Source organism: uncultured Desulfovibrio sp. (assembly GCF_949282365.1).
In the GTDB taxonomy this organism is placed as follows: Bacteria; Desulfobacterota; Desulfovibrionia; order Desulfovibrionales; family Desulfovibrionaceae; genus Desulfovibrio.
In genome coordinates this window covers 75955-102839 of the sequence record NZ_CASDOY010000001.1, presented here as the reverse complement: position 1 = coordinate 102839, position 26885 = coordinate 75955, and the positions used below count along the sequence as shown (strand labels likewise).

At 61.2% G+C, this 26885-nt stretch carries 24 protein-coding genes and 1 tRNA gene; 17 read left to right on the top strand and 8 right to left on the bottom strand.

Features of this window, described 5'->3' with window-relative positions; all coding sequences use genetic code 11:
* Positions 1 to 63 precede the first annotated feature (63 nt).
* Positions 64 to 960: a DMT family transporter gene (locus tag Q1X76_RS00475; RefSeq protein ID WP_300717413.1), complete on the bottom strand. Its 897-nt coding sequence runs from the start codon at positions 958 to 960 to the stop codon at positions 64 to 66.
* 97 nt (positions 961 to 1057) lie between these two features.
* Positions 1058 to 2053 (bottom strand): hypothetical protein, encoded by a 996-nt coding sequence (locus Q1X76_RS00470; protein ID WP_300717412.1) that lies wholly within the window; start codon positions 2051 to 2053, stop codon positions 1058 to 1060.
* Between the two features lie 83 nt (positions 2054 to 2136).
* On the opposite strand from Q1X76_RS00470, the gene Q1X76_RS00465 reads away from it, so the two are divergent.
* The 9 genes from Q1X76_RS00465 to Q1X76_RS00425 all read left to right on the top strand — a co-directional run bounded on the left by Q1X76_RS00465 (position 2137) and on the right by Q1X76_RS00425 (position 13280).
* Complete coding sequence (locus Q1X76_RS00465; protein ID WP_300717411.1) at positions 2137 to 3222, top strand: glycosyltransferase; 1086 nt, start codon at positions 2137 to 2139, stop codon at positions 3220 to 3222.
* 101 nt (positions 3223 to 3323) lie between these two features.
* Complete coding sequence (locus Q1X76_RS00460; RefSeq protein WP_300717410.1) at positions 3324 to 3665, top strand: hypothetical protein; 342 nt, start codon at positions 3324 to 3326, stop codon at positions 3663 to 3665.
* Between the two features lie 49 nt (positions 3666 to 3714).
* On the top strand, positions 3715 to 4836 hold the full coding sequence (locus Q1X76_RS00455; protein ID WP_300717409.1) for a glycosyltransferase family 2 protein: 1122 nt from the start codon (positions 3715 to 3717) through the stop codon (positions 4834 to 4836).
* A gap of 59 nt (positions 4837 to 4895) precedes the next feature.
* A complete protein-coding gene (locus Q1X76_RS00450; protein WP_300717408.1) occupies positions 4896 to 6086 on the top strand; it encodes an ABC transporter permease in 1191 nt (396 codons plus the stop codon).
* Positions 6087 to 6093: 7 nt separating this feature from the next.
* Entirely contained in the window at positions 6094 to 8043 is a 1950-nt protein-coding gene (locus Q1X76_RS00445) for a glycosyltransferase (RefSeq protein WP_300717407.1), read from the top strand.
* Between the two features lie 372 nt (positions 8044 to 8415).
* Positions 8416 to 9237 (top strand): GNAT family N-acetyltransferase, encoded by an 822-nt coding sequence (locus tag Q1X76_RS00440; protein ID WP_300717406.1) that lies wholly within the window; start codon positions 8416 to 8418, stop codon positions 9235 to 9237.
* A gap of 361 nt (positions 9238 to 9598) precedes the next feature.
* The gene (locus tag Q1X76_RS00435) at positions 9599 to 10711 is read left to right on the top strand and encodes an MBL fold metallo-hydrolase (RefSeq protein WP_300717405.1); all 1113 of its coding nucleotides are present in this window, start codon (positions 9599 to 9601) and stop codon (positions 10709 to 10711) included.
* 27 nt (positions 10712 to 10738) lie between these two features.
* Positions 10739 to 11398, top strand: coding sequence for a flavodoxin family protein (locus Q1X76_RS00430; protein ID WP_300717404.1), 660 nt, complete (start codon positions 10739 to 10741; stop codon positions 11396 to 11398).
* A 370-nt stretch (positions 11399 to 11768) separates the two neighbouring features.
* Positions 11769 to 13280 (top strand): nucleotidyltransferase, encoded by a 1512-nt coding sequence (locus Q1X76_RS00425; protein WP_300717403.1) that lies wholly within the window; start codon positions 11769 to 11771, stop codon positions 13278 to 13280.
* A 527-nt stretch (positions 13281 to 13807) separates the two neighbouring features.
* Here the strand turns inward: Q1X76_RS00425 and Q1X76_RS00420 are convergent.
* The gene (locus Q1X76_RS00420; RefSeq protein WP_300717402.1) at positions 13808 to 15274 is read right to left on the bottom strand and encodes a hypothetical protein; all 1467 of its coding nucleotides are present in this window, start codon (positions 15272 to 15274) and stop codon (positions 13808 to 13810) included.
* 413 nt (positions 15275 to 15687) lie between these two features.
* Positions 15688 to 15772, bottom strand: a tRNA-Leu gene (locus Q1X76_RS00415).
* A 165-nt stretch (positions 15773 to 15937) separates the two neighbouring features.
* On the opposite strand from Q1X76_RS00415, the gene Q1X76_RS00410 reads away from it, so the two are divergent.
* The 5 genes from Q1X76_RS00410 (at position 15938) to Q1X76_RS00390 (ending at position 20533) form a co-directional block, all read left to right on the top strand.
* Positions 15938 to 17005: a DUF1786 domain-containing protein gene (locus tag Q1X76_RS00410; protein WP_300717401.1), complete on the top strand. Its 1068-nt coding sequence runs from the start codon at positions 15938 to 15940 to the stop codon at positions 17003 to 17005.
* A 28-nt stretch (positions 17006 to 17033) separates the two neighbouring features.
* A complete protein-coding gene (locus Q1X76_RS00405) occupies positions 17034 to 18332 on the top strand; it encodes a phenylacetate--CoA ligase (RefSeq protein WP_300717400.1) in 1299 nt (432 codons plus the stop codon).
* A 3-nt stretch (positions 18333 to 18335) separates the two neighbouring features.
* A complete protein-coding gene (locus Q1X76_RS00400) occupies positions 18336 to 18965 on the top strand; it encodes a DUF456 domain-containing protein (protein ID WP_300717399.1) in 630 nt (209 codons plus the stop codon).
* Between the two features lie 7 nt (positions 18966 to 18972).
* Entirely contained in the window at positions 18973 to 19728 is a 756-nt protein-coding gene (locus Q1X76_RS00395; protein ID WP_300717398.1) for an RNA methyltransferase, read from the top strand.
* Positions 19729 to 19987: 259 nt separating this feature from the next.
* Positions 19988 to 20533, top strand: a complete 546-nt coding sequence (locus Q1X76_RS00390; protein ID WP_300717397.1) for a flavodoxin family protein — start codon at positions 19988 to 19990, stop codon at positions 20531 to 20533.
* 438 nt (positions 20534 to 20971) lie between these two features.
* On the opposite strand, the gene Q1X76_RS00385 is transcribed toward Q1X76_RS00390, so the two are convergent.
* Positions 20972 to 21391 carry a pentapeptide repeat-containing protein gene (locus Q1X76_RS00385; protein WP_300717396.1) on the bottom strand — a complete coding sequence of 140 codons (420 nt, stop codon included), beginning with the start codon at positions 21389 to 21391 and terminating at the stop codon, positions 20972 to 20974.
* A 26-nt stretch (positions 21392 to 21417) separates the two neighbouring features.
* On the opposite strand from Q1X76_RS00385, the gene Q1X76_RS00380 reads away from it, so the two are divergent.
* Complete coding sequence (locus Q1X76_RS00380; RefSeq protein WP_300717395.1) at positions 21418 to 21681, top strand: hypothetical protein; 264 nt, start codon at positions 21418 to 21420, stop codon at positions 21679 to 21681.
* A 189-nt stretch (positions 21682 to 21870) separates the two neighbouring features.
* On the opposite strand, the gene Q1X76_RS00375 is transcribed toward Q1X76_RS00380, so the two are convergent.
* The 3 genes from Q1X76_RS00375 to Q1X76_RS00365 all read right to left on the bottom strand — a co-directional run bounded on the left by Q1X76_RS00375 (position 21871) and on the right by Q1X76_RS00365 (position 25201).
* Entirely contained in the window at positions 21871 to 22569 is a 699-nt protein-coding gene (locus Q1X76_RS00375; RefSeq protein ID WP_300717394.1) for a hypothetical protein, read from the bottom strand.
* Positions 22570 to 22751: 182 nt separating this feature from the next.
* Entirely contained in the window at positions 22752 to 24491 is a 1740-nt protein-coding gene (locus Q1X76_RS00370) for a YcaO-like family protein (RefSeq protein WP_300717393.1), read from the bottom strand.
* A gap of 2 nt (positions 24492 to 24493) precedes the next feature.
* Positions 24494 to 25201, bottom strand: a complete 708-nt coding sequence (locus tag Q1X76_RS00365) for a 50S ribosomal protein L11 methyltransferase (protein ID WP_300717392.1) — start codon at positions 25199 to 25201, stop codon at positions 24494 to 24496.
* Between the two features lie 236 nt (positions 25202 to 25437).
* Between Q1X76_RS00365 and Q1X76_RS00360 the strand changes: the two genes are divergently transcribed.
* Positions 25438 to 26301: a 50S ribosomal protein L11 methyltransferase gene (locus Q1X76_RS00360; RefSeq protein ID WP_300717391.1), complete on the top strand. Its 864-nt coding sequence runs from the start codon at positions 25438 to 25440 to the stop codon at positions 26299 to 26301.
* A 75-nt stretch (positions 26302 to 26376) separates the two neighbouring features.
* A complete protein-coding gene (tpx, locus tag Q1X76_RS00355; RefSeq protein WP_300717390.1) occupies positions 26377 to 26880 on the top strand; it encodes a thiol peroxidase in 504 nt (167 codons plus the stop codon).
* Positions 26881 to 26885 lie beyond the last annotated feature (5 nt).

Genomic DNA, 26885 nt, shown 5'->3' with positions numbered 1-26885 from the left:
TCAAGCAAGCGCGGGGCCGGCATCAGCCCTGCATCAGTCGATGACGGGCTGCCGTATGCGGCCTCAGGCGTTCCGGCTTTTGTCCATGTTCAGCCAGAAAACGGCGGCCAGGACAAGGGCGCTGCCGGTCCAGCCCAGCGGACTGAAGAATTCATCCCAGAACAGCCAGACCCAGATGGTGCTGAGGATGGGTTCGAGATAGCAGAGGACAGCGGTGCGTACCAGCCCCAGCCGCTTGAGGGCCTGGGCATAGCAGAAGAAGGCAAAGTAGCCTGTGAAAGCCCCGAGGGTGAGCAGCCAGCCCCAGGTGGCAAGGCTGTGGTGCAAGTGGACGGGAGTCAGGCAGAAGATGACGGCAGCCCCCCCCAGCTGCATGAAGGCATACAGGGTGGCCGGTGGATAGCGATCCTGCCACCAGCGGCAGAACGGGTAGTGGGAGGCGTAGCAGAAGCTGATCAGCAGGCCGCAGGCGATGCCTGTCCAGGATGTCTGTCCGGGCAGGCTGCCGCCCGAAAAGCAGACCATGCCTGTCCCGAGCAGTGCCAGAGCGATGATCCCGCACTGGCGGGGCGTGATGGCTTCCCTGAACAGGAAGCGGGAGAACATGGCTACCCAGACCGGCGCCGTGTAGAGCAGGACCACGGCCATGGCCGCGCCGCTGAGCTTGATGGCATACAATGTGGCCGCATAGAACACCCCTACCGCCCAGAATCCAAACACCGTGAACAAAAGGCCATGGCGTAGCGGGATGCGGAGCTGCCCTTTCAGCCCAGCATGGCTGATGAAACAGGCCGCGCCGATGGCGGCGCGCCAGAAGGCTGTTTCCAGCGGGCTGACGCCTGCGGCAAGGCAGTTTTTGGAGATCAGGCCGATGACGGACCAGGCAAAGACCGTCAGCAGGATCAAGGCCAGACCGTGGCGGGCGGAGCGGGGATCAGGAAGGGAGAGCGGGGCGGCCATGGTTTTCCTTATGCGACGTAGAAGAAGGACTAAGGCAACGGGCGACGGCGTCAACGGAAAACGGGCCGGGACACGTCAGGCCCGTTGCGGAGGCGGGCTACCAGTCACCAGGGCCGTCAGGCCGTGCAGTGAAGGTGCCTGCGGGCAGGTCGTAAAGCTGGCTGGCCGTGCAGCCCTGGACGGGGAAGCTGTCCCTGAGCCAGGCAAGGAAGGTCTGGATGCGTTTCAGTACGGCATCGGCAGCCTGCTGGTCAGGCACATGGGGCGAGCCGCCGGGCAGCATCTCGGAAGAATGCCAGAACAGACTCAGGACCTGGCCGCCCCGTTGCCGGTGCAGGCGTGCGGCCCAGCGCATGATCCGGGGCGCATGCCAGAAGGGGTTGGGGCTGAGGACGCCCCAGAAATGGAATTTGTCCCGCGAGGCTGCGGGGCAGGCCCGGTACCAGAGGCGGGGCAGGGCAGGGTGCAACGGGATCTGGGTGATGGGGGCTTCCAGCAGGGGAGTTCCCTGCCAGCCTTCCACCCAGTACGGATCGGCAGGTGCCAGGAAATGGTCCGGGCCTCCCGTGAAGTGGCGCAAGGGGCAGACGGAGCTGTCGACGCGGATACCGGCTTCGGCAAGCAGCGGGCGCACGCAGGATTTGAGATCCCAGCGACCCATGCGGAAGCTGGTCAGGGGCGCCCCCTGGAAATTCCGGCCGGCATCCAGCAGGGTGGCCAGGCGCCGGCGCAGCAGCTCACGGGGCAGCTTGTCCGTGCGGGTGGGCTGTCCGGCATGGGGCGGATCCAGCGGCGAGGCTGGTGGCGTGCTCCAGTGATGGAGATGCGCCCCGATCTCTGCGCCATACTGGTCACGCATACGCTCCAGCACAGCGCAGGCATCGCGGTCGGCAAAGACGGTATGGGCGCAGAAAAGTGTCAACGGAAAGCCCAGATCCCTGCTCAGCGGTGCGAGCCGGGGCAGGAGGGAAACATTGCTCACACCGCAGTTGCTGGCGGCATACTGGCCGGAAAACAGGCCCTCTTCTTCGACATCAAGGCTGACGACGACCCGCAGGGGAGTGTCAGCTGCAGGGGAGTGCTGGTTCTTCATGAGCGGACAATACGCCCAAGCCCCCCGCAAGGCAATGCGCCTGCAGGCTTGCAAATTTGCCCGGAATACATGAGGATGCATCCATGTCCGAGAAAATGCATATCCTCTTTGTCATGGAAGATCTCTGTTTCGGCGGGACCCAGCGGCAGATGGTCGAGTTGGCCAGTCGTCTGGACAGAGAGCGTTTTCGCGTTTCCATGCTGGTCCTTACCGGCAGGACGGACCTTGACGGACAAGTGGAGCACGCCGGCATCCCCGTGACATATCTGGGACACAGTCGTGCGGTGCATCCGTTCTTTTTTTTGCGCATGTCGCGTGCTCTCAAGAGGCTGGCGCCTGACATCCTCGTCCCCTGCACGGCCCTGCCCAACATCTGGGCCCGCATCTGGGGGCGCACGCTGGGCATCCCGGTGGTGGGGACCGTGCGCGGCGGCGGTGCGCCCCGCAGGCAGCACGAAAGGTTCCTGTGGCGTCTGACGGACCATATGGTCTGCAATTCGGAAGCGCTCGCCGAGGTGCTTGCCGGGCTGGGGGTGCCTGCCGGGCACCTGACCTATGTGCCCAACGGCGTGGATACGGAGCGCTTTGCCCCCGCGCGTCCTGTTCCTTCGGAGCGTTCCCCGCTCATCGTCTGTGTGGCTCGCCTGGCTGAGGACAAGGATCATCTGACCCTGTTGCGCGCATTTGCCCCGCTGCGTCAGCGTCACCCTGATCTGCGTTTGCGTCTCGTGGGTGACGGGCCGCGTGAAAAGGAACTCAAAGCCTGGGTGGGGGAACATCTGCCGGAAGGGGGCGTGGAATTTTGCCCCGGTTCGCCGGATGTTCGCGCCCACTATGCGGCGGCACGCATCTTTGCCCTGACGTCTGTGCGGGAAGGCCAGCCCAATGTGATCCTGGAGGCCATGGCGGCCGGGGTCCCTGTCTGTGCCACGGACGCCGGAGGCATCCCCCGGCTGGTGGCGCACGGAGAGAGCGGTCTGCTTTCGCCTGTGGGGGACAGCGCCGCCTTTGCCGCCAACTGTGCCGCGCTGCTGGATGACCCTGCGCGTGGGGACCGCTTTGGCCAGGACGGACGGCGTCGGGTGGAACGCAGTTTTTCTTTTGCTGCCATGGTGGCGGCGCATGAAGCCATTTTTTCGCGCCTGGCAGCGGCACGGGAGCGGCTATGACGTGTCGTGGGCTGTCTTGTCTTTGTCTGGCGTGCTGCCTGTGGCTCATTCCGGCACAGTGTCCGGCTGCCGGAGGAGAGAACACCGGCGGTACCGCCGAGGTGACGGAACTCTGGACAGGGGATGTCCTCAGCGCCAGTTTCCGTATGGGCATGTGCTTTTCTGCCAGCGGCAAGCTGCGCGGCGTGGTCCTGCTCCGGTCGGCGAACGGGCAGATAGATGTGTATCATGTTTATGGTTCCGTGCAGAACAATGCCTTTTCGGCCACGCACGGATCCGGGCACAAGATCAGCGGGCGTTTCCTGTCCAGGGACAGCGTCGAGGTCAAGATCCGTCTGGGCAACGGCATGCGCTTTACGACCGTTGCCCGACGCTCCCAGGATGTTCCTTTGACGGACGATTGCGCGCCCTTGCCTGAAACGTCAACAAATCACAAAAATTGAGGTTGCTATGGGGACCATATTTTTTGTCCTGGCTGCGCTGCAGTGTGCCTTGCTGTTGTTTCTGTACCGGGTGGGCAGCAGACTTGATAGGGAGGAACGCAAACAGGCCCCCCAGCGTGCTCACTGGCCGCGTACAGGCCTGATCGTGCCCGCCGGGGGCACCCACCCGCGTATGCGCGAGGCGCTGGAGAGCCTGCTCCGGCAGGATTATCCCAACCTTTATCCCGTGATCGTCACGGCTACCGCTGACGAACCGGCAGCCGACATCGCCCGGGAACTGCAGGGCCGCTATCCGCAGTTGCGGCATGTGGTGGCCGGTCCGGCCAAGGGCTGCGGCCAGAAGAACCACAACAGCCTCAAGGGCGTGGCCGCTGTGGAGGATGATGTGGAACTGCTGGCCTTTTGCGACAGCACGCACATCGCCCCCCATGATTTTATCCGCCGTCTGGTGGCCCCTGTGGTGGACGGCGAGGATTTCAGCACCGGGTATCACAAGGTCGTGGCCCGTGATGCGGGTATCGTCACCATGGCCTATGCCCTGTGCGTCCAGCTGATGCGCTATCTGCAGGGCATTTCCTCCTTCACCCAGTTGTGGGGCGGGGCCATGTGCTTTCGTTTGTCGGCCTTCCGGCGTTATGGCGTGCGCGACTTCTGGCAGACCAACGTGGTGGATGACTGCTCCCTTGCCGAGCGTCTGATCCGCCGCGGCGCGCGTATCCGTCTGAGCGGGGATGCCGTGCTCACGACCGAGGCCCAGGCGCATGAGCTGGACGTCTGGCGGCACTGGATGGACAGGCAGATCCTCTTCCTCAAGTTCTGTATCCCCTATCAGTGGGTCCTGCTGGGAGTGCTGGCCTGTCTGATGTTCCTGCCCTTCCTGTGGGCCGCGTGCGCCGTACTGGGCGCCCTGCTGGGCAAGCTCTCCTTCGGCTGGCTTGTGGGTGCGCTGGCCTATGCTGCCGTCCTGGCGCTTGTCCTGCGTGGCTGGGCCCGCTTCCAGGAAGCCGTCTATCCTGTCTGGCGCTGGGTGCTCGCCTTTGCGGCCAGCGCCTGCATGTTTGTCTGCGTCTATTTGCGTTCCATCCTCGCCGAAGGCGTGCTGTGGCAGGGCATCTGGTATGAGGTGGGCCGCAATGGCCGTGTCATCAGGATGCGCCGTCAGAAGCGGTAGCAGGGATTGATGGCGTCAGCGATCTTACAATCAGGATGTAATGTCCGTATGGTGTCAGCATGATAGCAATGTCGGACCTTTTTCGCGTGAGCTTGCGACAGGTCGTCCGCCAGCGCGGTTTTGGCGTGATCCTGTCCATTGCTCTGGGCATCATGGCCTTTATCGCCCTGTCCGTTCTGGGCCAGGAGATACGCTATAAGGTAGGCCAGGATATGGTGCTCATGGGCGGGGTCAACATCATCCGCGTCTATATGGATGATGCCCAGTATCCCGGCCAGCCGCAGCGCGAATTTTCCCCCCGCACCGTGGAGGCCCTGCGCAAGATCCCCGGTGTGGGCATGATCAGCGAGAATATCCGCAACGGTATTTCATTCCAGCTGCGGGCTAGTGGAGAACGCACGCTGGGGGTCCATTTTATCGGCGTGGACCAGTTTTTCACGGAGGCCTATTCCCTGGAATTGGTGGCCGGGCGGGTGCTGACGGCCGATGATGTGCAAGGACACCGGCGTGTCTGCATGCTGGGGCGCGAGGCGGCCGCGAATCTGTACGGCGATCCTTCCCTGGCTGTCGGCAAGCTGCTGTTCTTGGGCAAGGATGTGATCGAGGTCGTAGGCGTGGTGACCGGCGTCATGCTGGGGGATTGGAACCAGGGCGGTTTTTTGCCCACGACTGTCATGGAAGACAGGAATTGGGGTTCCGGCAGGATCACCCGTCTCTTCGTCCGCGCCATCGGCTGGGAAGACGTGGCTCCGGTGGTCCGGCAGATCCCGGCAGTGGTCCGGGCGAATCAGGAGGCGCCGTACCTGGTCATCGCCACCCAGGATGACCAGCTCGACCGTATCAAGACGACCTTCATGTGGGTGGAGGCCCTGCTCTGGCTGGGTATCGTGGCCTCGCTCATGCTGGGCGGTTTTGGTATCTGGTATGGTACGTTCGCCGCGGTCCGTGCCCGTACCCGCGAAGTGGGCCTGAAAAAGGCCATGGGCGGTTCGGATAAGGATATCCTGGCCCAGTTCCTGGCCGAAGCCCTGTGCAAGTCCGTGGCTGGCGGCCTGCTGGGCATCCTGGTCGGCACCCTCAGTGTGGAGTTGGGCGCCTGGGCGCTGGGGACGGCCATTTCCTATCCGCTGCTTGTGGCCAGCAGTGCCGGCAGCATTGTCTTCTCTGCCATCATTGGGGTGGCCGGCGGCCTGTATCCCGCCATTCAGGCCAGCCGCATGGATGTCGTTTCCGCCTTGCGCTTCGAGTAGGTGAACTATGGCGCCGGTTATCATTGCCAAAGATCTGTACAAGTGCTACGCGGGCTTTTCGCCCGTGCTGCGTGGCGTCAATATCGAGGTGGAGGCGGGGGAACTCGTCGCCATCATGGGGCCGTCCGGCTGCGGCAAGTCCACCATGCTGCATGTGCTGGGCATGCTGCACGCGCCGGACTCCGGTACCCTGGAGATCCTGGGGACCAATGTGCTGGAGTTCAACCGGGAACAGACAGCCGCCTTCCGCCGGGGCAATATGGGCTTCGTGATGCAGTCGAGCAACCTGTTCGACCATTCCACGGTCTTTGAGAACGTCGAATTCCCGCTCATCTACGAGAATGTTCCTCCTGCGGAACGCTGGGAGCGCGTCATACGGGCGCTGGAGCTGGTTCGCCTGTCCGCACGTGTGCATTACCGCAGCAACCGCCTTTCCGGCGGGGAACAGCAGCGTGTGGCCATTGCCCGCGCCATGGTGAACAATCCCCGCATCCTGCTGGCAGACGAGCCTACCGGCGCTCTGGACGCCCGTACCAGTCGGGTGGTCATGGACAACTTCCGCACGCTCTGCCACAAGGGCGGGGTCGCCATGATCATGGTGACCCATGACCCCAAGATGGCCGAATTCTGCGACAGCGTCTACACGCTGGAAGACGGTATCCTGGTCTGCAAGAAGCATGAGCCGGTGCCGGTCAGCCCGGACCAGCAGCAGAACCTGCTGGCAGCGCCAACGCCCATCCTCAGGGGCGCTCTGGTGGCGGAAAAATTCCCTGAAGCCTCGGGGCGCTGCCTGATGGAAGAGGCGCACCGCATGCATGCTGCCGGATTGCTGTCGCGCATTTACGCCATCGAAGGTTCCAGCTTTCTGAACAGCGATTCCCAGGGCTATGCGCTGCCACTGCCGGTGCGTCATATCGGCGCCTGGCATATAGCTTCCGTGCTGCGCATGTTGTTCGCCCACCTGCGCGGGACCTCCGCCACGGCCTGGGAATTGTGGAAAACCATCCCTTCGGGGAAGGGGGGGATCTTCCATAACTTGTGGACCATGGGCTGCGGCGCTTTGCTGGCCCGCTGGTGCCTGGAAGAAAAGATCGAATTCCTGTACGCCTCCGGCGCACACGCTCCGGCTTCCGCCGCCTGGGTGGCTGCCCGCATGCTCCAGATCCCCTTTGCTTTTGCCGTACGGACGGCGGATTTGGCCTCTCCGGCCAAGGACTGGCTGGTCAAGGCGGAACAAGCGGCCTTCGTGCGCTGTGATACGGCGGCCACGCGCAAGGCGGTCTGCGAGCTCCTGCCGAGCGTCGATCCCGGGCGCATCGTGCTGCTGCGGGATGCCCTGACCCTGACGCCGCCTGATGAAGACATTTCCATGCCGCCTTCCAATGTGCCGGAACCGCTGCAGATGCTGGCCGTAGGCTCCATGACCAGCCGCAAGGGCTATGACGTGTTGCTGAGCGCCTGCGCCGAGCTCCAGAAAGCCGGTGTGGATTTCCGTCTGACCATGGTGGGGAACGGTCCCTGGCGTCTGCGTCTGCGCCTGCGTTCATGGCGTCTCGGCCTGCGCAAGAAGGTCGCCTTCCCCGGGCAGCTGCCCCATGAGGCCATGACGGATCTTTACCGCCGGGCGGACATCTTTGTGGCCCCCGGACACCTGACACGGGGAGGCGATATGGACGGCCTGCCCTCAGCCCTGACGGAAGCCATGGCCTTTGGTGTGTCTGTGGTGGTGAGCGATCTTCCCGGTCAGCTGGAGGTCGTGCAGCACGGGCGCAGCGGCATCGTGGTACCGCAAAATGATGTGGCGGCGCTGGCCCAGGCCCTGCTGGACCTTGCCGGCAGTCCCGAACGTCGCCGCCAGCTGGGAGGCGAAGCCTGGAAGCGTATTCGGGAAGTCCTGGACGAAGAAGCCACGGAGGCGCGGCTGACCTCGCTTTTTGAGGCAGCCTGCCGCCGTTGAATCCTTTCTTGTCCTTGCTGTTGGTGGAAAACGGCCGGTCCTGTCGGGATCGGCCGTTTTCCACTGGTCTGGGCGGGGCTTTCCCCTGCCTGTTTCTGATCGAACACGGTATGCTGTGCGCTGCGGCGCAATACTCACCGAGAACAACGGAAGGGAGAAAGGATGGAGCTGGAACGCATCAGTGGCAATGCGCTCCATGAGAGGCCCGACTTTTGCCGGGCCTGGGACCGGAGCGTCGCGCTGGAAGATCAGGCGGATCCTTTTTGCTGTTCTTCTGTCTGGCAGCTGTCGGCCCATGCGGCCTTTTCCCCTGGGCGGTGTGTTCTGGCAAGGCATGATGGGCAAAGCGTCCTGGTGCTGGCAGCAGCGCAGTTGCCTTCAGGGCAGCAGCTCTTGACGCCGCTGGAAGCGCACTGGTTTTTCGGCTGCCCCGTGCTGGGGCCGGATGCTGTGGAGCTGCTGGCCGATGCCATGCCCATCCTTGCCGGGAGATGCGGCGGCCGTCTGCCGGCTTTGCTGCTGGGCGGGATGCTGCCGCAGAGCAGGACGGCCCGCGAGGTGCTGGTCCGTTTCGAGTCTGCGTTCGACATCTACCTGGCGGGAGAATCCGTTGTTGGGGCGGCCTCGCTGGAAGGCGGGCTGGACGGCTTTCTGGGGCGGCGTTCCGCCAATCTGCGCAGCAAGATGCGCAAGGCGTTCCGCAAGGCCGCAGGGCAGGGCGTCAGCTTTGAGCGGTGTTGTCCGGTGGACGGGGCGGAGGCCGATGCTCTTTACGCCCGGATGCTGGCTGTGGAGCAGCGCAGCTGGAAGGGGCTGGGGCATTGCGGCATGGCGGAATCCCCGGCGCGTGAGTTTTACGGCGATATGCTGCGGCGTCTTGCCGTACGGGGAACGGCCCGGCTGATGTTCGCCCGGCATGAAGAGCAAGATATCGGCTTTATTTTCGGCGGGATGTTCGGCGCCATCTATCGGGGCCAGCAATTCAGTTATGATGCCGGGTGGAGAGCTTTTTCCATCGGCAATCTGCTGCAGGTGGAGCAGATCCGCTGGCTGTGCGAAGAGGGCGCCACGCGCTACGATATGGGCTCGGCCTCCGGGGAAGCCATGGCTTATAAAGTCCACTGGGCGGAACAGGAAAGGCCCATCCAGACTTGGCTCCTGCGTCCCCGTAGCCTGCGCCCCCGTGCACTCTGAATGCAGGTGCCACTCTAAGCAGGGCAGGCGTGGAATGACCGCTGGAGCAGCGCAAGCGTGCGGTCTCCCCCATGATGCTTTGGGCAGCGCTCCTTTTGACATGCCCGCGCATCAGACGGCAGGGAAGCCAGGCGATAGTGGAATGACCGGAGCTTGCCAGAGACTGCCAGTCTACGTTTTTTGTCCTGGATGGCAGATGCCTTGGTCGCCGTGTTCGATGTGTTATGAGCGGATCAGGCAAGAAAAAGAAGCGATCGTGTCTGGAAGCAGGACATGCTGGCGGCTATCATGTGCCCATAGACCGTTTCTGACAGAACTCCTGACAAAGGCGACGATAATGCGAACAGGATGGAGAGGGAAGGTGCTCGTCGTATTGCTGATTCTGGGCTGTGTGGCCAGCAGTATTTTCATTTTCCTGAGATCGGCCCGCTTTGGTGCATTGCCCGAAAATGAGCATCTGGCACGGATCCAGCGTTCTCCCCACTATGCCGGCGGGGTGTTCCATAACGACCTGCCCACAGAAGTGTTGAGGGATGGCCGAGGCTTCATGAGTACGTTGGTGCAGTCTTTCTTCATGAAAAAAGAGCATCCATTTCCTGATGGACCTGTGCCGACAGTCAAAACACCGCTGGAGTCATTGGACCGGAATCTGGATATGGTCATCTGGCTCGGACATTCCTCCTTTTTCGTGCAGCTTGGCGGACAGCGCATCCTGATCGACCCCGTGCTGAGCGACTATGCGTCCCCTGTTCCCTTCAGTACCCGTGCCTTTCCGGGAAGCAGCCCATACACGACGGATGATATCCCGGAGATCGACCTCCTGCTCATCTCGCATGATCACTGGGATCATCTGGATCACCCCACACTGGTGGCTTTGCGCCCCAAAATCAGGCAGATTTGCTGTGGGCTTGGCGTGGGAGCGCATCTGCAACGCTGGGGCTTTTCCAGAAGCATCATCCATGAAGGGGACTGGGGAGACCGGATAACTTTGGAGGATCTGACCGTCCACATCACATCATCGCGGCATTTTTCCGGCCGCTCGCTCGTGCGCGATAAAACATTGTGGGTCGGTTTTATGCTGGAAACGCCGCAACGACGTATTTTTTACAGCGGCGACAGCGGTTATGGTCCTCATTTTGCGGAACTTGGGGAGCGCTTTGGGCCATTGGATCTTGTGCTTCTGGAGTGCGGCCAGTACGACAGGCGCTGGGATCTTATTCACATGATGCCCGAAGAAACGGCCAGGGCCGCCGACGATCTCCGTGCCCGGAGGCTCCTTCCGGCGCATTCCGGCAAATTTTCCATTGCCTGTCATGCCTGGGATGAACCGTACAAAAGGATCACCGCCGCGAGCCGGGGTCGGACATGGCGTCTGGTCACCCCCATGATCGGCGAAGTCCTTGTGCTGGAAATGGCGCAGGATACTGGTGAAGGAGAAAAACACACGGCCGCATGGTGGCAGCAGATCCACTGATGCGGAGCCGTTCAGGAAGTAAAGATCATGGATCGGCGCACGTTCATCAGCGCATCACTGGCGGCGACAGCCGCTGTAGCAGGGAGCATCCTTGCAGACGGCTTGCCGCTGCCCGTGACATCGGCGCAGGCGCGTAGCGAAGGAGAAAGGAAAAAGATGAAGATTCTTGTATTGACCGGCAGTCCCAGAAAAAACAGCAACTCCGGTACGCTTGCCGGGGCTTTCATCAAAGGAGCCCGGGAGGCTGGGCACGAGGTAGTCCGTTTTGATGCCGCGGCCGGCAATGTCCACGCCTGTGTCGCCTGCAATTCATGCGGCATGGACGGCCCCTGCGTCTTTGCGGATGATTTCGAGACCGTCCGCGAACATATCATCCCGGCTGATATGGTAGTGTTTGCGACGCCCATGTATTATTTCGGCATGTCATCGCAGCTCAAGGCCGTTATCGACCGTTTTTATGCCATCAACAGCAAGATCCATGTGAGCAAGAAAGCCGTCCTGCTGATGACATACGCCAACACTTCTCCGCGAGATGCGAGCCCGATGCTCACGCATTATGAAGTCCTGCTTGACTACCTCGGCTGGCAGGATGCGGGGCGGGTCGTCGCGTCTGGCGTGTGGCCTGCCGGCGCCATCAAAAACACGTCCTTCCCTGAACAGGCCTATCAGCTGGGCAAGCGCCTGTAGCAACATACCGTAGTTCCTCATGAAAGACGGAGAGCGCAACATGCCGCGTTGTGCATCCCGACTGTTGTCATGAAAGCGGAAAACAGGCGCCGGGTAGACGTGTTCCTGTCCTGACGCCTATTCTTTTGCGAATGACAGAGATGGCAGTTTTGCATGGCGCCGTAGGCGTATCTTGCATACCATGTTTATCCTGTTGCCATTTTTCAGTGACGGTACGCCATCATGATAGAGCGGAGCATTTCCTGAGGAGAACTACTTGCCATTCCTGAAAGATTCACGCTAATTTTATAACATGCCGCAGGGATCTCATCCTTTGTATCCTGCGAAGAGTCGTCATCATAATGCTCCAGTCCCCGGCTGAAAAAGGAGATTGCCCGCTTTTGCCATGCCAGCACGCAGTTACATTGCCATCGATCTCAAGTCTTTTTACGCCTCTGTGGAATGCAGGGAGCGTGGTCTTGATCCGTTGACTACCCACCTGGTAGTCGCTGATCCCAGCAGGACAGAGAAGACCATCTGCCTGGCAGTTTCTCCTTCATTGAAAGCTCATGGCATCCCGGGGAGAGCACGCTATTTTGAGGTCATCCAGAAGGTACATGCAGCCAATGCCTTGCGCAGACAGAAAGCTCCACGGAGGAGATTCACGGGAGAATCCGCGGATGCGCTTAAGCTGGCTGCTGATCCTTCCCTGGCCATAAGTTATCTGACAGCTGTACCTCGTATGGCGCTCTATATCGAGTATAGCACCAGGGTCTACAGCGTGTACCTGAAGTATTTCTCCCCCGACGATATCCACGTCTATTCCATCGATGAGGTCTTCATCGATGCCACTTCCTATCTGAAAAATTACCGGACATCCGTACATGAGCTCACCAAGACCGTCATCCTGGATGTGCTGCGCAGCACTGGTATCACAGCCACAGCAGGTATCGGCACCAACCTCTATCTGGCAAAAGTCGCTATGGACATCATGGCAAAGAAAGTGGCAGCGGATGAAGATGGTGTACGCATAGCTCATCTGGATGAAATGTCGTATCGCCGACAGCTGTGGCACCACACTCCCTTGAGGGATTTCTGGAGAGTAGGCAGGGGATATGTCCAGAAGCTGGAAAAGTACGGCATCAAAACAATGGGAGATATCGCCCGCTATTCCATCCACAGCGAGGATCTGCTCTTTCGCCTGTTTGGGGTGAATGCGGAGCTGCTGATCGACCATGCCTGGGGCTGTGAGCCGTGTACGATGGCGGATATCAAGGCCTACCGGCCATCCTCCAGGAGCCTGGGGTCAGGGCAGGTGCTGCATTCGCCGTATGAGGTGGACACGGCGCGTCTGGTGGTCAAGGAGATGGTGGATTCGCTCGCCCTGGACTTGGTGGGTAAACATCTGGTGACGGATCAGCTGGTACTGACGGTGGGCTATGATGTCGAGAGCCTGGCCCCTGCGCGTGGTTATACCGGCCAGGTGGTCACGGACAGTTATGGGCGGCAGCGTCCCCGGCATGCGCATGGTACGGTCAATCTGGGCCAATTCACATCTTCCGGCAGGCGGATGACACATGCTGTACTGGGGCTTTTTGATCGCATCGTGGATCAAAAGTTGCTGGTCAGGCGCATCAATCTGGTAGCTGCCCATGTCTTGCACGAGAGCCAGACAGACAAAGACAAAAAGCCCAGGCAACTCGATTTGTTCACCGATTATGCGGCAAAGCAGACGCTGTCAGAGCAGGAAGAAGGGCAGCTCCAGAAAGAGCGTCAGAGGCAGGAGGCCATCCTGAAGATCCGTGAACGCTATGGGAAGAATGCCCTGCTGAAGGGTATGGATCTGGAAGAAGGTGCGACGACCAGGGAGCGCAACCAGCAGATAGGAGGGCACAAGGCATGAGTAACAAATACGATGATATCATCGATCTGCCACGTCCTGAATCCAGGTATCCTCGCATGCCCAGAGCCAACAGGGCTGCCCAGTTCGCTCCTTTTGCTGCCCTGACAGGGCATGAGGAAGCCATCCGGGAGACAGCCTGTTGTATAGTGGAGCAAATAACTCGGGAAAATCAGCTTGCTGAGGAACTGTTGTCGGATTCCATACGAACATGCTGACACGCTTTGACGGTATCCTGTTACGGCCATCTGGAGCAGCCATTGCAAGGATGCTCAACGGTCAACGCAGCAACGGGCTTTCAAAAATCAGTCACCGGATTTGGCAGCAAGCCGAATGACGAAGACGAAGTTGCAACCTGCTGCACGGGCCGTCGGTACATGTCAATGTCCTCGCTGTTGAGACGGGTCTGCCTCGGGCAAAATATTTTCAAAGAATACTGTCTGCATGATTTTGGGGGATGCCTCTACAGGGAAGCATCCGCTTCGGAAACAAGATGGAAATGGTCACCTTTGTGCAGGGAGTCCTTCATCCTATCGCGCAGACGGGTCTCCATGATTTGTCCTTTCCTTTTTGTTCCGCTTCCAGTGGGGCCGGGAGGCGTTCCCGTTGGTGCAGGCAAGGAACTGCCTGTAGGGGAATTGCTCGTCGCCAAACAGGGCGAGCTCGCCGAAAAAACATTGCCCGTCCGGGCTCATGACCGCCGCCTTGATGGTGCGTTCCGGGGGCAGGTACAGGCCGAAGTGTTCCAGATAGCGCGCGAGCGGCATGGAGCGGGGAAGCGTGTCATGGGGCAGGACGAAATCCTCATTCCAGATCCAGATCTCAGCCTCCCTTTCATAGAGGATGGTCTTGCCGTCATCGCTGATATCCATCCCCATCAGCGCAGGGCCATCGTCGATGGGGATATCGTTCCCCTGGGCATCCAGCCGGGCAAGAACGGTCAGGGTCTTGGACTCCAGGAGGAAGAGACGGGCGGGATTCTTGGGCACTTGCTTCAGATAGAGCGCACACAGGATGAAGCGCCCGTCAAAGCTGGGGATGGAACAAAAGAAATCATCAAGAATCCAGTCCGCAAACATGGGGCTGTTCCGTGCAACATCTTTCAGTTCGGCATCCGTGAGGAGGCGGCTGCGACTGAAGCCAGGCCATCTTCCCCAACGGAACAGGGGATTTTGCGGATCGCCCGCCCGCAGTATGTTTTTTCCCTCCTTGGTCCGATCCGCGTAGGCGTGGGGCAGCACACCGCCAAATGTCAGCGGGCGCTGTACTCCGGTCATCAGATCTACGATCTGGACGCTGTTGTCGTGCCGCTTTTGCAGCAGCTTTTTGCCGTCGCGGCTCAGAAGCCTGTAGTACGGGCTGGCGATAGGTCTGACGATTTTGTCCAGCATGCGGAACTGTTTTTTATTCCTGATGGAGAACCAGTGGTTGTAGTGAGGCGTCAATTCCAGGTTTTCAGCATCCTTGCCTTTTGTGCCCTGTGGGGTAGAGCGGGGTCTTCCGTAGCCCAGGGCGACCTTGCCGTCCGCCGACATGCCGTACCATTCGACATCTATGATGCCATGCCTGGACATGTACTGCAGGGGCTCACCATAGCGCCAGATGAACCCGGGGCGTGCCCAGGTCTGGCTGTACGGAGCAGGATGGATGGCATCATTGATGGACACGAACCCCAGCATGGCGCGTCCGTCATCGCTGAGGAAATCCCCCATGCCGAAATGTTCTTTCGGGGGGGCGAGGCGGATCAGGCCGAAGTCACGGCTCCAGACAAAGGGGCCACCATCCAGAAAACCGGTAACAGCCCGGCATCCCGGCGCAATGGCCTTGATTCGCCCGTTGTTGCCAAGGAGCGGCACCAAGTCCATGATAAAGCCCTGGGTGGGTGTGGGGGAATCGTCGGCGTGTGACATATCGGGAAAAGAGAAAAAGAGGAGGAGCGATACGGGCAGGACAACAGTGAGAAAACAGTACCGGTCGGAGCAACGGCATCTTTTCATACGCATACCTCCCATCGAATTTGTATAATGAGCAGGGGGGCAAGAACCTGTCAAGGTTGCGGGTGGGGATCACCTTTGCTCGGGCATGGTTGGTGAACACATAATGATGATTTTTAAAGTACCACTTTATATTTTACGGCATGCTCCCTGGAACCAAATCCATGGAACAGGAAACACGACACGCAAAGAAGATGCTGGCCGGAACGGCGAGTTGTTGGGCGGGAGTGGCAAGCGCTGTGCGGGGGAGGAGAAGACGTGGCAGCGGATGGCATTTGAGGCACCTTTGTACCACCTGTTTGACCCAAATTCGTGAAAGCAGGAAAAACAGGGAACAGGCTGGGCTTGCTGCGCTGCTCGAAACAACAAAAAAAAGAAAGGGTTGCGGCTACTTGCCACAACCCTTGATGTCTTGCTGGTGCCGAGGGCGGGAATCGAACCCGCACGGCGGTTGCCACTACCACCTCAAGATAGCGTGTCTACCAATTCCACCACCTCGGCACAAGGGGAGTGATACAGAAAAGCGCCTGGCTTGGCAAGAACTTTTTTACAATTCAGGAAAATTTTTGCATCCTGCTGCTTAGTCGATGGGGCTTGCGTTGGGCAGAGCTAACCGGTACACCAAGAAACGGCAAGCACTGCCATCGCTTTGTCCGGAGAATCCCCATGGATGACGATGTTCGTTCTTTTTTGCAAAAAACAGGCCCTGTTCTTTGTGTCGATATCGGCAGTGGTACGCAGGATGTGCTGCTGGCCCGCCCCGGGCTCGAAGTCCACAACTGGCCGCGTTTCGTCCTGCCTTCGCCGGCCCGGCTGGTCGCGCAGCGCATACGCGAGCTGACCCTGCTCAAGCAGGCGGTCTGGCTGTACGGCGAGAATATCGGCGGCGGTTTCGGCCTTGCCGTGCGCGACCACATCAAGGCCGGTCTGGCTGTGTACAGTACGGCCAGTGCTGCCGCAGCCTTGCATGACAATCCCGACGTCGTCCGCAGCATGGGCGTGCAGACCGCGGAACAGTGTCCTGCCGGGGCCGTACCTGTGCCCCTGTCGGATTATGCGCCCGAATTTTTTGCTGGCTTGTTGCGCCAGGCGGGGCTGCCGTTACCGCATCTTGTCCTGGCCGGCTGCCAGGATCACGGCTTTCACGTCCACGGCAACCGTCTGGGACGCATGCAGGCCTGGACGGCCCTGTTGCAGTCTTCTTCCTTGCCGGCGCGCTGGATATACGCACAACCTCCGGCGGCGTGTACCCGTCTGGCTGCCTTGCAGCGGAGAACGGGCGGGCCGGTGGCGGATACCGGCACCTGCGCCCTGCTGGGGGCCCTGTGCGTCCCGGAAGTGATGCGGCGCAGCTGGCGTGAAGGGATCACCATCATCAATGTGGGGAACAGCCATACCGTCGCCGCCCTGGTCTATCAGGGCAGGGTGAGGGGCATTTATGAGCACCATACAGGGATGCGCACCCTGCAGGAATACCTGGAGGATCTGGAGCAGTTCCGGCGTTCCTGGCTGCCGTGCGAGGAAGTGCTGGCCCACGGAGGCCACGGAACGGCGTTCGGTCCGTACTGCGAAGAAGCGGGCGGATACATGCCTACCTATATCCTCGGGCCCAAGCGGGAATTCCTGCAGGGGCAGGGCCAGTTCCTGGCACCGTATGGCGATATGATGCTGGCGGGCTGTTTTGGCCTGCTTTGGGGATGGGCGCACAGGGACGAAGCCGACGGGCGTTTGTAAGACATACAAGCAGAAACAAGGTTGTAACATGGAAGTTTTCGATGCAGCGGAATTGTGGAGCAGGGACCAGATCGAACATACCCAGCTGACGCGCCTCAAGGCGACGGTGGCCCATGTGCGCAAGAATGCGTTTTACCGTCGCCGTCTGGACGAGGCCGGAGTCGGCCCCGAGAGCATTACCTCGCTGGACGACATCCGGCGCATCCCCTTTACGACCAAACAGGATCTGCGGGATCAGTATCCTACGGGCCTGCTGTGCGTACCGCGCAGCGAGATCGTGCGCATGCATTGTTCCAGCGGCACCACGGGCAGCCCTGTGGCCATCTGCCACACGCAGAACGATATCAACTGCTGGGCTGACCTGATGGCCCGCTGCTTGTACATGGTGGGTGTGCGGCGTGAGGACGTCTTTCAGAACATGTCCGGTTACGGCCTGTTCACCGGCGGTCTGGGCATCCATTTTGGCGCCGAACGCCTGGGCTGCATGACCATCCCCGCCGGTCCGGGCAATTCCCGGCGCCAAATCAAGCTGGCCAGGGACTTCGGGACCACGGTCGCCCATATCCTGCCGTCCTATGCGCTCATCCTTGGGGAGCATCTGCGCAATATGGGCGAGGATCCGCGCCAGTTCCCCCTGCGGATCGCCGTGGTGGGCGCTGAACCGTACACGGTGGAATTCCGCCGCCGTATCGAGGAGCTGTTCGATATGAAGGCCTACAACTCCTACGGCCTTTCTGAAATGAACGGCCCGGGCGTAGCTTTTGAATGTCAGGCCCAGAGCGGTCTGCATGTCTGGGAAGACGCCTACCTGCCGGAGATCGTCGATCCCAAGACCGGCGAGCCTGTGCCGGATGGCGAGATAGGCGAACTGGTCATGACCTGTCTTTGCCGCCAGGGCATGCCCATCCTGCGTTACCGCACCCGCGACCTGACCCGTTTCATCCCCGGCGAATGCTCGTGCGGTCGCCGGCACCGCCGCATCGACCGCATCCTGGGACGCGCGGACGACATGTTCATCATCAAGGGCGTCAACGTCTATCCCATGCAGATCGAGCAGGTCATCATGACCTTCCCCGAAGTGGGGCAGAACTACTGCATCCTGCTGGAGAACGACGGCGTCGGCGACGTCATGCGCGTCCAGGTGGAGATCCGCGACGAATACTTTGTGGAAGACATGCGCTGCCTGCAGGGCCTGCAGAAGACCATTGCCCAGCGGCTGCGTGACGAGATCCTGGTGACGCCGCGCGTGGAGCTGGTGCAGAGCAACAGCCTGCCCAGCAGCGAAGGCAAGGCCGTGCGTGTGTACGACAATCGCGTCAAGAAGTGATCCATGGAAGGTCTGATCGCGCTGGCATCATTCAGCTTGGCTTATGTCTTCATCGTCCTGCTGGGGCTGATCCTGCTGCTCAATATCCTGGGGCTGCCGGCCAACTGGCTGGTGGTGGTGCTGGTCGCCCTGTGGGCCTTCCTGCATCCGGCCGCCGGTGCTCTGGATGTCTGGTTCTGGATCATGTTCCTGGGCCTGGCCGTCTTGGGTGAGGTGCTGGAAATGGGCGTGCAGATCCTGAACGCCAAACGTCATGGCTCCAGCACCTCCGGTACGGTGGCCGGTATGGTGGGAGCCATTGCCGGAGCCATTTTCCTGGCGCCGCTGTTCTTCGGTCTGGGGGCCCTGATCGGCGCCCTGGTCGGCGCCTGGCTGGGCTGTCTGGTCATGGAACTGCTGCGCGGCCGTCCGAGCAAAGAAGCCTTCGATGCGGCGTTCGGCACCATGATGGGGCGATTCCTGGGCACCGTGTGCAAGCTGGGGACGGGCAGCGCCATGGTGGTGCTGACTGCCCGCCGCATCTGGCCGGATACCCTGCCCATGCCGCCGTCGCTGCCCCCGGTCCCTCCGCCGCACACCGTGCCGGCGGAACCGGGCCAGATGGTGCTCCTGCTAGGCAACTGGCTGTGCTGAGGTGAGCATGACATTGGATTTGTTACAGGTGATTCTGGTCCAGACGCGCTTTCCCGAAAATATCGGTATGGCGGCCCGTGCCTGCGTCAACATGGGCAGCCGCAGCATTCGCCTGGTGGAACCGGAGCGCTGGGACAGGGAAAAGGCCCGCCCGCTGGCGACGCCCAAGGGGCAGGGCGTGCTGGATGCCGTGCAGGTCATGCCGGACATCCCGTCCGCCGTGGCCGACTGCTCCCTGGTGATCGGGACGACGGCCCGGACCGGCGGCTGGCGGCGTTCCCTGCTGTCTCCTGAGCAGGCGGCGTCCGAGGTGGCCCGGACTCTGGAGCGGGGAGAGAGGGTGGCCATCGTGTTCGGCCCCGAAGATCGCGGTCTGGACAATGACGCCATCCAGCACTGCCAGCGGCTGGTGACCATCCCCACCAGTCCCGAGGCCAGTTCGCTCAATCTGGCGCAGTCTGTCCTGCTCCTGCTCTATGAGTGCGCTAAGGCCGTGCGGGCCCGGCAGCATGCGCCGCGCAAGGAAGAAACGATGGCAGGGGAGGGCGGTTCCGGCCGCGTCATCTCCTCCGCCGAATACGAGCGCCTGCTGGACAATCTCAAGGACATGCTGTTGCGGCTGGACTGTTTGCACGGCGACAATCCCGACTACTTCCTGATGCCGTGGCGTCGTCTGCTGGCCCGGGCGCAGGTGCGTCGTCATGAATATGATGCCCTCATGGGCCTGTGCCGTCAGGTACGCAACAAGCTGGACAAGGCATAAGGGGCCGTCATCCTTGCTGGTCTGCCCCCGAAAAAACACAAGCCCCTGCAACGGGGCTTTTTTCTCATCAAAGGCTGCGGGTTCTGGCGAGTCCCGGCGCAGTGTTCCGCTTTCCGCCTGCTGGCATTGCTGCTGCCGGACGGAAAAAGCATTGATGTCTGTCCAGATCAGGCGGACGATTTGTCTGTACGCGGCCGTAACACGCATTACGGCTGTCAGCCTTCCACAAAAGGGAAGAGGGGCCAAAGGAGAATGGTTTATGAACTCGAAGAATGTCCTTGTCATTTCCGCCAGCCCCCGCAGGGGCGGCAATTCCGATCTGCTGGCGGACGCCTTCATGCAGGGCGCGCAGGAGGCCGGGCACGATGTGGCCAAGATCAGTCTGCGCGAGAAGAAGATAGGTTTTTGCAAAGGTTGTCTGGGCTGCCAGAAAACGCAGCAGTGCGTCCTTCGGGATGATATGGATGCAATCCTGCCGCGCATGCAGCGGACGGAGGTGATCGCCTTTGCCGGGCCAGTGTATTTTTATTCACTGTGCGGCCAGTTGAAAACACTGCTGGACCGCACCAATCCCCTGTTCGCAAGCGAATATGCCATGCGCGACATCTACCTGCTGGCCAGTGCCGCTGATACGGCCGAAAGCGCTGTGGACGGCTCCATAACGGCGCTGGAAGGCTGGGTCTCCTGTTTTGAGAAGGTGCGGCTGCGCGGCAGCGTGCGGGCGCTGGGCGTCACGGAAGCCGGAGATGTGCGGCGGACGCCTGCGGCTCTGGACGCTGCCCGCGAACTGGGCAGGAACATCTGAATACAGCCGTGGCAGTTCCGGCCCCTTTCCTGCAGGTCAGCGGAAGGGACCGCTATAAATGAGCGGCCTCCATGTGCGCCCCCTTTCCGGCAGAAGAAAGGAGTCCCTGCATCCTCTCAGGATGTGTTGCCACTATCCGCAGCTTGCTTGGGGGAAGGGGAACGCCTCGCGCACGAGAGCGGTTCCCCAGCTTGCTTGGGGGAAGGGGAACGCCTCGCGCACGAGAGCGGTTCCCCTCCCCCAAGGCCCCATCCTTTTCCCCGCGCGCTTTTTCACATGAGCGTGGGAGCATCGGCAAGCATTCTTCACTGGGTATGCATAGCCGATCCTCTCTATTTATTTGACATAAACTATAGAGGTTGTATCAACGCGCACTGGAGCGGGCTGTAGCGGCAAGACAGCGCAGCCCGCTTGCATGTGCCAAGGGATGGCCATCTGTCAGCTGTTCAGGCCCGTCACGCCTTCCAGCCATGCTCCATCCAGACAGGCATCCTTCAAGCTTGCGCCGCTCAGATCCGCGCCCCGCAGGCTGGCACTGCCCAGGTCGGCATCATCCAGAATGGCGTTTTCCAGTATGGCCCCGTTCAGTCTGGCTTCGCGCAGGCAGGCACCGCTCAGGTCAGCATCATTGAGGCTGGCCCCCGCCAGCGTGGCCCAGGCCAGGTTCGCCTTTGCCAGTTCGGCATTGACGAGATTGGCTCCGGCCAGGTCGGCCAGCTCCAGGTTGGCGTTCCGCAGGTCGGCCCCGGCAAAATTGGCGCCCCGCAGATCGACGCCCCGAAAGTCCTTGCCGGCAAGCTGGGCATTGGCAAAATTCTTTCCCGCCATGCTTTGCGGATGGCTGTGCTGATGGCTCATCTGGCCCTCCTGAAAAGATTTGCCGCATGGTAGACCAGCCTTCGGCGTGGCACAACTGTTTTGTGTCCGAAAGACGTGAGGCCGTGGAAGCTACCCGAATGGCAGCAGCGCCGGAGCATGGTCATCCGTTCCTGCTGAAAGGCGGATCATTCAGGCCGCTGGCCCGGATATTGAGTGAAGGAAATGCCGGGGTGGGATTTCCTCAAGATTGCGCATGGGATGGCACACGGCTCGTCCTGCCCGACATGCCGCCAGCAAGCGAAAAAAGGAATATTCTGTTTTTGCGGTAAGGCAGTGAACGCACCGAAATCACTGCTGCATCCGTTGAGAATGGTATAGGCTGATTGCGGAAGAACGCGCGGGATAAGCCTTGATACGGCTGTCGGACGGCCATTGCAAGGCGGCACACACTTGACACGGAAAGGGAGGCTCAAAAGCCTCCCTTTCCGCGTCTCTTACTGGCTTATACTGAGGCTTGGCTACAGCGAGCGTTCCTGCAGGCCGGAGCCGGAGGCGTTGCCCGCTTTGGGCGGTTCGGTCACGGTCTCCGTACCGGGCAGGGCGTCGTGCACATCGGTGGGCGGCAGAGCGTCTTCGCCCACGCGGGGAATGACGCGGCTGTCCCGTACCGAAAGACTGCAGGCCAGGCCGTAGCATTCGTAGACCGCGGCGATGGTGCCCTGCAGGGGCTCGCCCTTGCGCAGCGGCGGCGGTACCAGCACATAGTAGGTGCGGCTTTCGGAGCCCAGATGCGGGCGTACTTCGCAGGCGATCACCCATTCGTCCTTGTCGTCGCCGTTCCAGTCCACGATGCCCAGCATGGACAGGTTCACGGTCTGGGTGGGGTGGACGATGGTGAAGCCGGTCTTGCGCACCGTGGCATGGCTGGATGGTGTGCGCGTGGCGGCAAAGGTGCTGCCCAGGTAGACATGCCCCTTGTCGTTGAAGAGGAAGTCCGGGGCGAGCTGGCGGAACAGGATCTCGCCGTATTGCTCGCCCCCGCCGCCGGGCAGGGAAATATAGCTGGCATTGTCCGTGAGCAGACCGCGCGCCTGCATTTCCTTGGTCATACGCTGGCTCATGGTCACAAAGCCGGCCTCGTCCACCACGGTCACGCCTTTGGCACCGCAACCGGCCAGAAGGAACGCCGCGCAGAGCAGCAAAAGGAATCGGGTCATGGCTACCTCGGTAAAGATCATATCGGAACAGCAGGTGTACGCGCCGTCGCCGGGCTTGTAAAGGCGCTTCTCGCTGATACGCAGCGGGCCGCTGCGCCGGGGAGGGGAAAGCATCCTGGGCTGCGCCGGACAAAATACAAGGGAGCAGACGCGCGATCCGCTCCCTTGCTGCAGGGATAGTATTAAAGAGATACTTTAAGTTCTTCCAGGTGGGTACGGGCAAAGTCCAGCGTAGGATCCACTTCCAGCGCGGCGGCCAGATGCTCCATGGCGGCATCTTTCTGGCCCAGGAACTTCTCGCACAGGCCCAGATTGGCCAGATCCATCACCGATCCCTTGTCCACCTTGAGCACGGCCCGGAAGGCTGCCGCCGCGTCCTCATAGCGCTTAAGCCGGAACAGGCAGACGCCCAGCAGGTTGCCGTATTCCTTCATTTCCGGGCACAGAGCCACGGCGTCGCGCAGGGGGGGCAGGGCCGCTTCCCAATCATGGGTCAGTGTGGCCGCATAGCCCTCATAGAAGGCTGCCAGCCCCCGGGCATCATTTCCCGGCTGCAGGGGACGGGCCTGGGCAAAAAGAGCGCGCGCTTCGTCCAGACGGTCGGCACGCAGGGCCAGCATGGCCCGGAAGAACGGCAGGAAGTGGGCACCGGGATAGCAGCGCTCCAGCACGGCAAAACCGTTCAGGGCGGTCTCTTCATCGGCTTCTTCGGACAGCTTGCGGCCCACGAACAGGCCGATGCTCTGGTTGCGGTCGCGCTCCCGGAAGGAAAGGCCCGGCGCGATGCAGTAATGGGCAGGCACCTGCAGGGCGGGGTGGGTGGTCTCCACGGCGTAGACCTGCACCGGCTCCAGACGGCGCAGGGCGCAGAGCAATTCGTCGCGGATGTCGGGCGCCTCCACGCTGGGCAATGCGTCCAGACGGCACAGGGAGCCCTCCAGCAGCCATCGGATATCATCCAGTTGCTCGAATTTGGACAGGCCGGAGGCCTCATAGCAAGCCTGCGTGCAGAAATCGCCGCCCAGCTGGGCCACTTCCGTGACGGCGCGTATGGCCGCCTTGGCGGGAGAGGCCGCCGTGCCCGCCGTGAAGACGATCTCGGAATGGGCCGGGAACGAGGCAGGGTCCCAGGCCACCGCGCCCACCGTGGGCAGGGGCATGCCCAGCGAAAAGTCCTTGAGCACGATGCGGATGCCTTCCCGCTCAAAGGCCGTCAGCAGGTCGCGCAGAGTGGGATCGTCCACGTCGCGCGGATCGATGGTGGGCGTGGTCAGGCGTTCCCGGTCGATATGGCAGCACACGTGGCGCTCCACCAGTTCGGAAAGGCCCTGCAGCAGGGATTCCTCCGGGCTGTTGCCTGCGGAGGTGCCGTTGAATTCCCCCAGCAGCTTGAACCAGTCCAGCGGCAGCCAGACCGTGCGTCCGTCGACCAGATGGGTGGCCGGGAAAAAGTGCCAGCGCAAGGTGCTCATGACTTCGCGGGCCTGCTGCGGGGACAGGCTGTCGTCCACAGAGCGGCAGATCTCCTCGATGGGCAGCAGATCCGTGCCGAAGCGCGCCTCGGCTTCGGCCCAGGTGGCGCAGACCATGTGCGGCAGGCGCTGCCAGAAGCTGAAAAAGGCAAAGCGCTCCATCAGCTCCATCAGGGCGGAGGCCCGGGCCTGCTCCGGCGAAGATCCCTTGCCCATCTGCTTGCGGGTGGGCATGATGCCGCGGGCGTCCTTGCCGCAAACGCTGAGATAGACCGGGATGCCCAGACGGCCCACGTCCACGCGGCGTACTTCGGAGAGGATATCCAGACCGGCGGCCTTCATGCGGGCCTGTACCCGGGCGTAGGTTTCTTCAGGAGAGATGGCCTTGTCCAGATCCAGGGTATAGCCCTTGGGGCAGGATCGCAGATGGATGACGGGAAGGGTGCTCATGGTTACTGCTTGCGCTCCAGGATATGCAGGGCGTAGATGCGGCGTTGTTCCTGTCCGTCGGCATCCTGGCTCTTGACACCGATATGCCCCTCCTGCACCTGAAAGGTCTTGGCGGCCAGTTTGGCAAAATGCGGCTTGGCCCGGGCCATGTCCGTGCAGAACACGGCCTTGCCGCCTGGAGCCAGATGACGGTCCACGAATTTCAGCAGCGGCCGGTGCAGATCATCAAGATAGAGGAGCTCCGAGGCCACGATCAGGTCGAAGCCCTCGGGAAAACGCTCGTCCTTGCCGGGGCGGGAGACATCGAGATAACAGACGTCGATCAGGTCCTGCAGGCCGTTGCGCAGCACGTTGGCACGGGTGAACTGCAGGGCGTCATTGACGATGTCGCTGGTCACGATGCGCCGGAAGCCGTAACGGGAGGCCACCAGGCTGAGGATGCCACAGCCGCCGCCCAGTTCCAGCATGGTCTTGCCTTCGGGCTCCAGCTTGCGCAAAAAGCGTCCCAGGACAAAGGAGCCGGGCCAGACCTTGGCCCACAGGGGCAGGTCCTTCAGCGGATCGTGGATGGCATGCCGGGCCAGCAGGTTGTCCAAATGGCTTTGCATGTTCGTGATGTTCAGCACTTGCAGTTCGGCGCCATCCAGCTGCAGGGGCACAAAATCCACATCAAAGGTCTTGCGGATGTCCGCAAGGATCTTGTCCAGCATCGTCGTCTCCCGTCCGGCTTCCCGCGCGTCCTCCGGGCAGGGCCTGTAAGGCCGGCAATCTCTTTGCCGGGCAACGCCAAGAAAAGCCGAAAAACTGAAAAAAGGAGGCGCCCTTTCGGGACGCGCTCGTGAAAAAGGCCGGATGCCCGGCCGGTGCCGGAAAGTCATACAGGCATTTGCGCCGCAAGGCAATATGCCGCCTTGACAGGGGCCTGTGCGCGGGCTAGGCAGAAGGCATGAAAACCATCCATCGCCTTGAATGTATTGCTGCGGAAAGCGAGTATGATTGCATCACCGGTCTGCTGGCACTGGAAGTGCCCTTTGGCTGGGAAGAGCAGAGCCTGCCTACCGGCGAGACACGTTTCCGGATCCACTGCGAGCAAAAAGATTTTCTGGAACGGCTGCAGCAGATCCTGAAACAGTCGGTCCAGGCGACGGCAACGGAACTTTCCGAGCTGGAAAAAACCGACTGGCTGGCGGCCTGGCGGCAGTTCTTCACGCCTGTATGCTGCGGCGACCGTTTTGTGGTCCTGCCGCCCTGGCTGGCGGATACGCCCGATTTCCCAGGCAGGACGGCCATCCTCATCGAACCCAAGAGCGCTTTCGGTACCGGCCACCATGCCACGACGGCCCTTTGCCTGCGCGTGGTCAGCGATCTGCTGGAAGCCGGCCGCCTGCAAAAAGGGCAGCACTTTCTGGATCTCGGTACCGGCTCGGGGGTGCTGGGCATCGGCTGCTGCAAGTTCGGCCTTACTGGCGAAGGGCTGGATATCGACCCTCTGGCCGTTGACAATGCCCTGGAAAACCGCGCGCTCAACGGGATCGCTCCTGAGGCTTTCAGCGTGGCGGAAGGCAGCATCGGCGCCGTGGCCGGCAAGACCTTCGATTTGGTGCTGGCCAATATTCTGGCCCGGCCGTTGACGGAAATGGCAGCTGATATCGTGCGTGCCTGCCGCCCCGGCGGCTGCCTGGTCCTGTCCGGTCTGCTGGAGATCCAGGCCGAAGGCGTGACCGCCGCCTACATGGCCCAGGGATTGCCCAAGCCTCTTTGTATCGTGGACGGCGAGTGGGCCGCGCTGGTATGGGATACTGTTAATTAGGAAATATTCTTGACAGCTGGCAGCTCACCTGCTAGGGAAAGACATCTTGAACGCAAAAGCTGCAAGGAGCTTTTTATGAATACCGTCACCTTCATGGGCAATCCCCTCCATCTCGAAGGCAGCATGCCCGTTGTGGGGCAGAAAGCCCCAGAATTCACTGTTTGCAACAACGGTCTCGAACCCCGCAGCCTGAAAGATTACGCAGGCAAGATCGTGGTCTTGGTGAGCGTGCCGTCTCTGGATACCCCTGTGTGCGACATGGAAGTACGCCGCTTCAACAAGGAAGCCGCCGCCCTCTCCGACAAAGTACAGATTCTGGCTCTGAGCTGCGACCTGCCATTTGCCCAAGCCCGCTGGTGCGGCGCTGCCGGTGTGCAGGCCGTGGAAAGCCTGTCCGACTACAAGGATGTGGACTTTGGCAAGAATTACGGCGTGCTGATCCAGGAACTGCGCCTGCTGGCCCGTGCCATTTTCGTGGTGGCTCCCGACGGGACCCTGGCCTACAGCCAGCTGGTGCCCGAAGTGACCCATGAACCCGATTATGACGCGGTACTGGACGCGGTGAAAAAGCTGGCCTAGTTCCG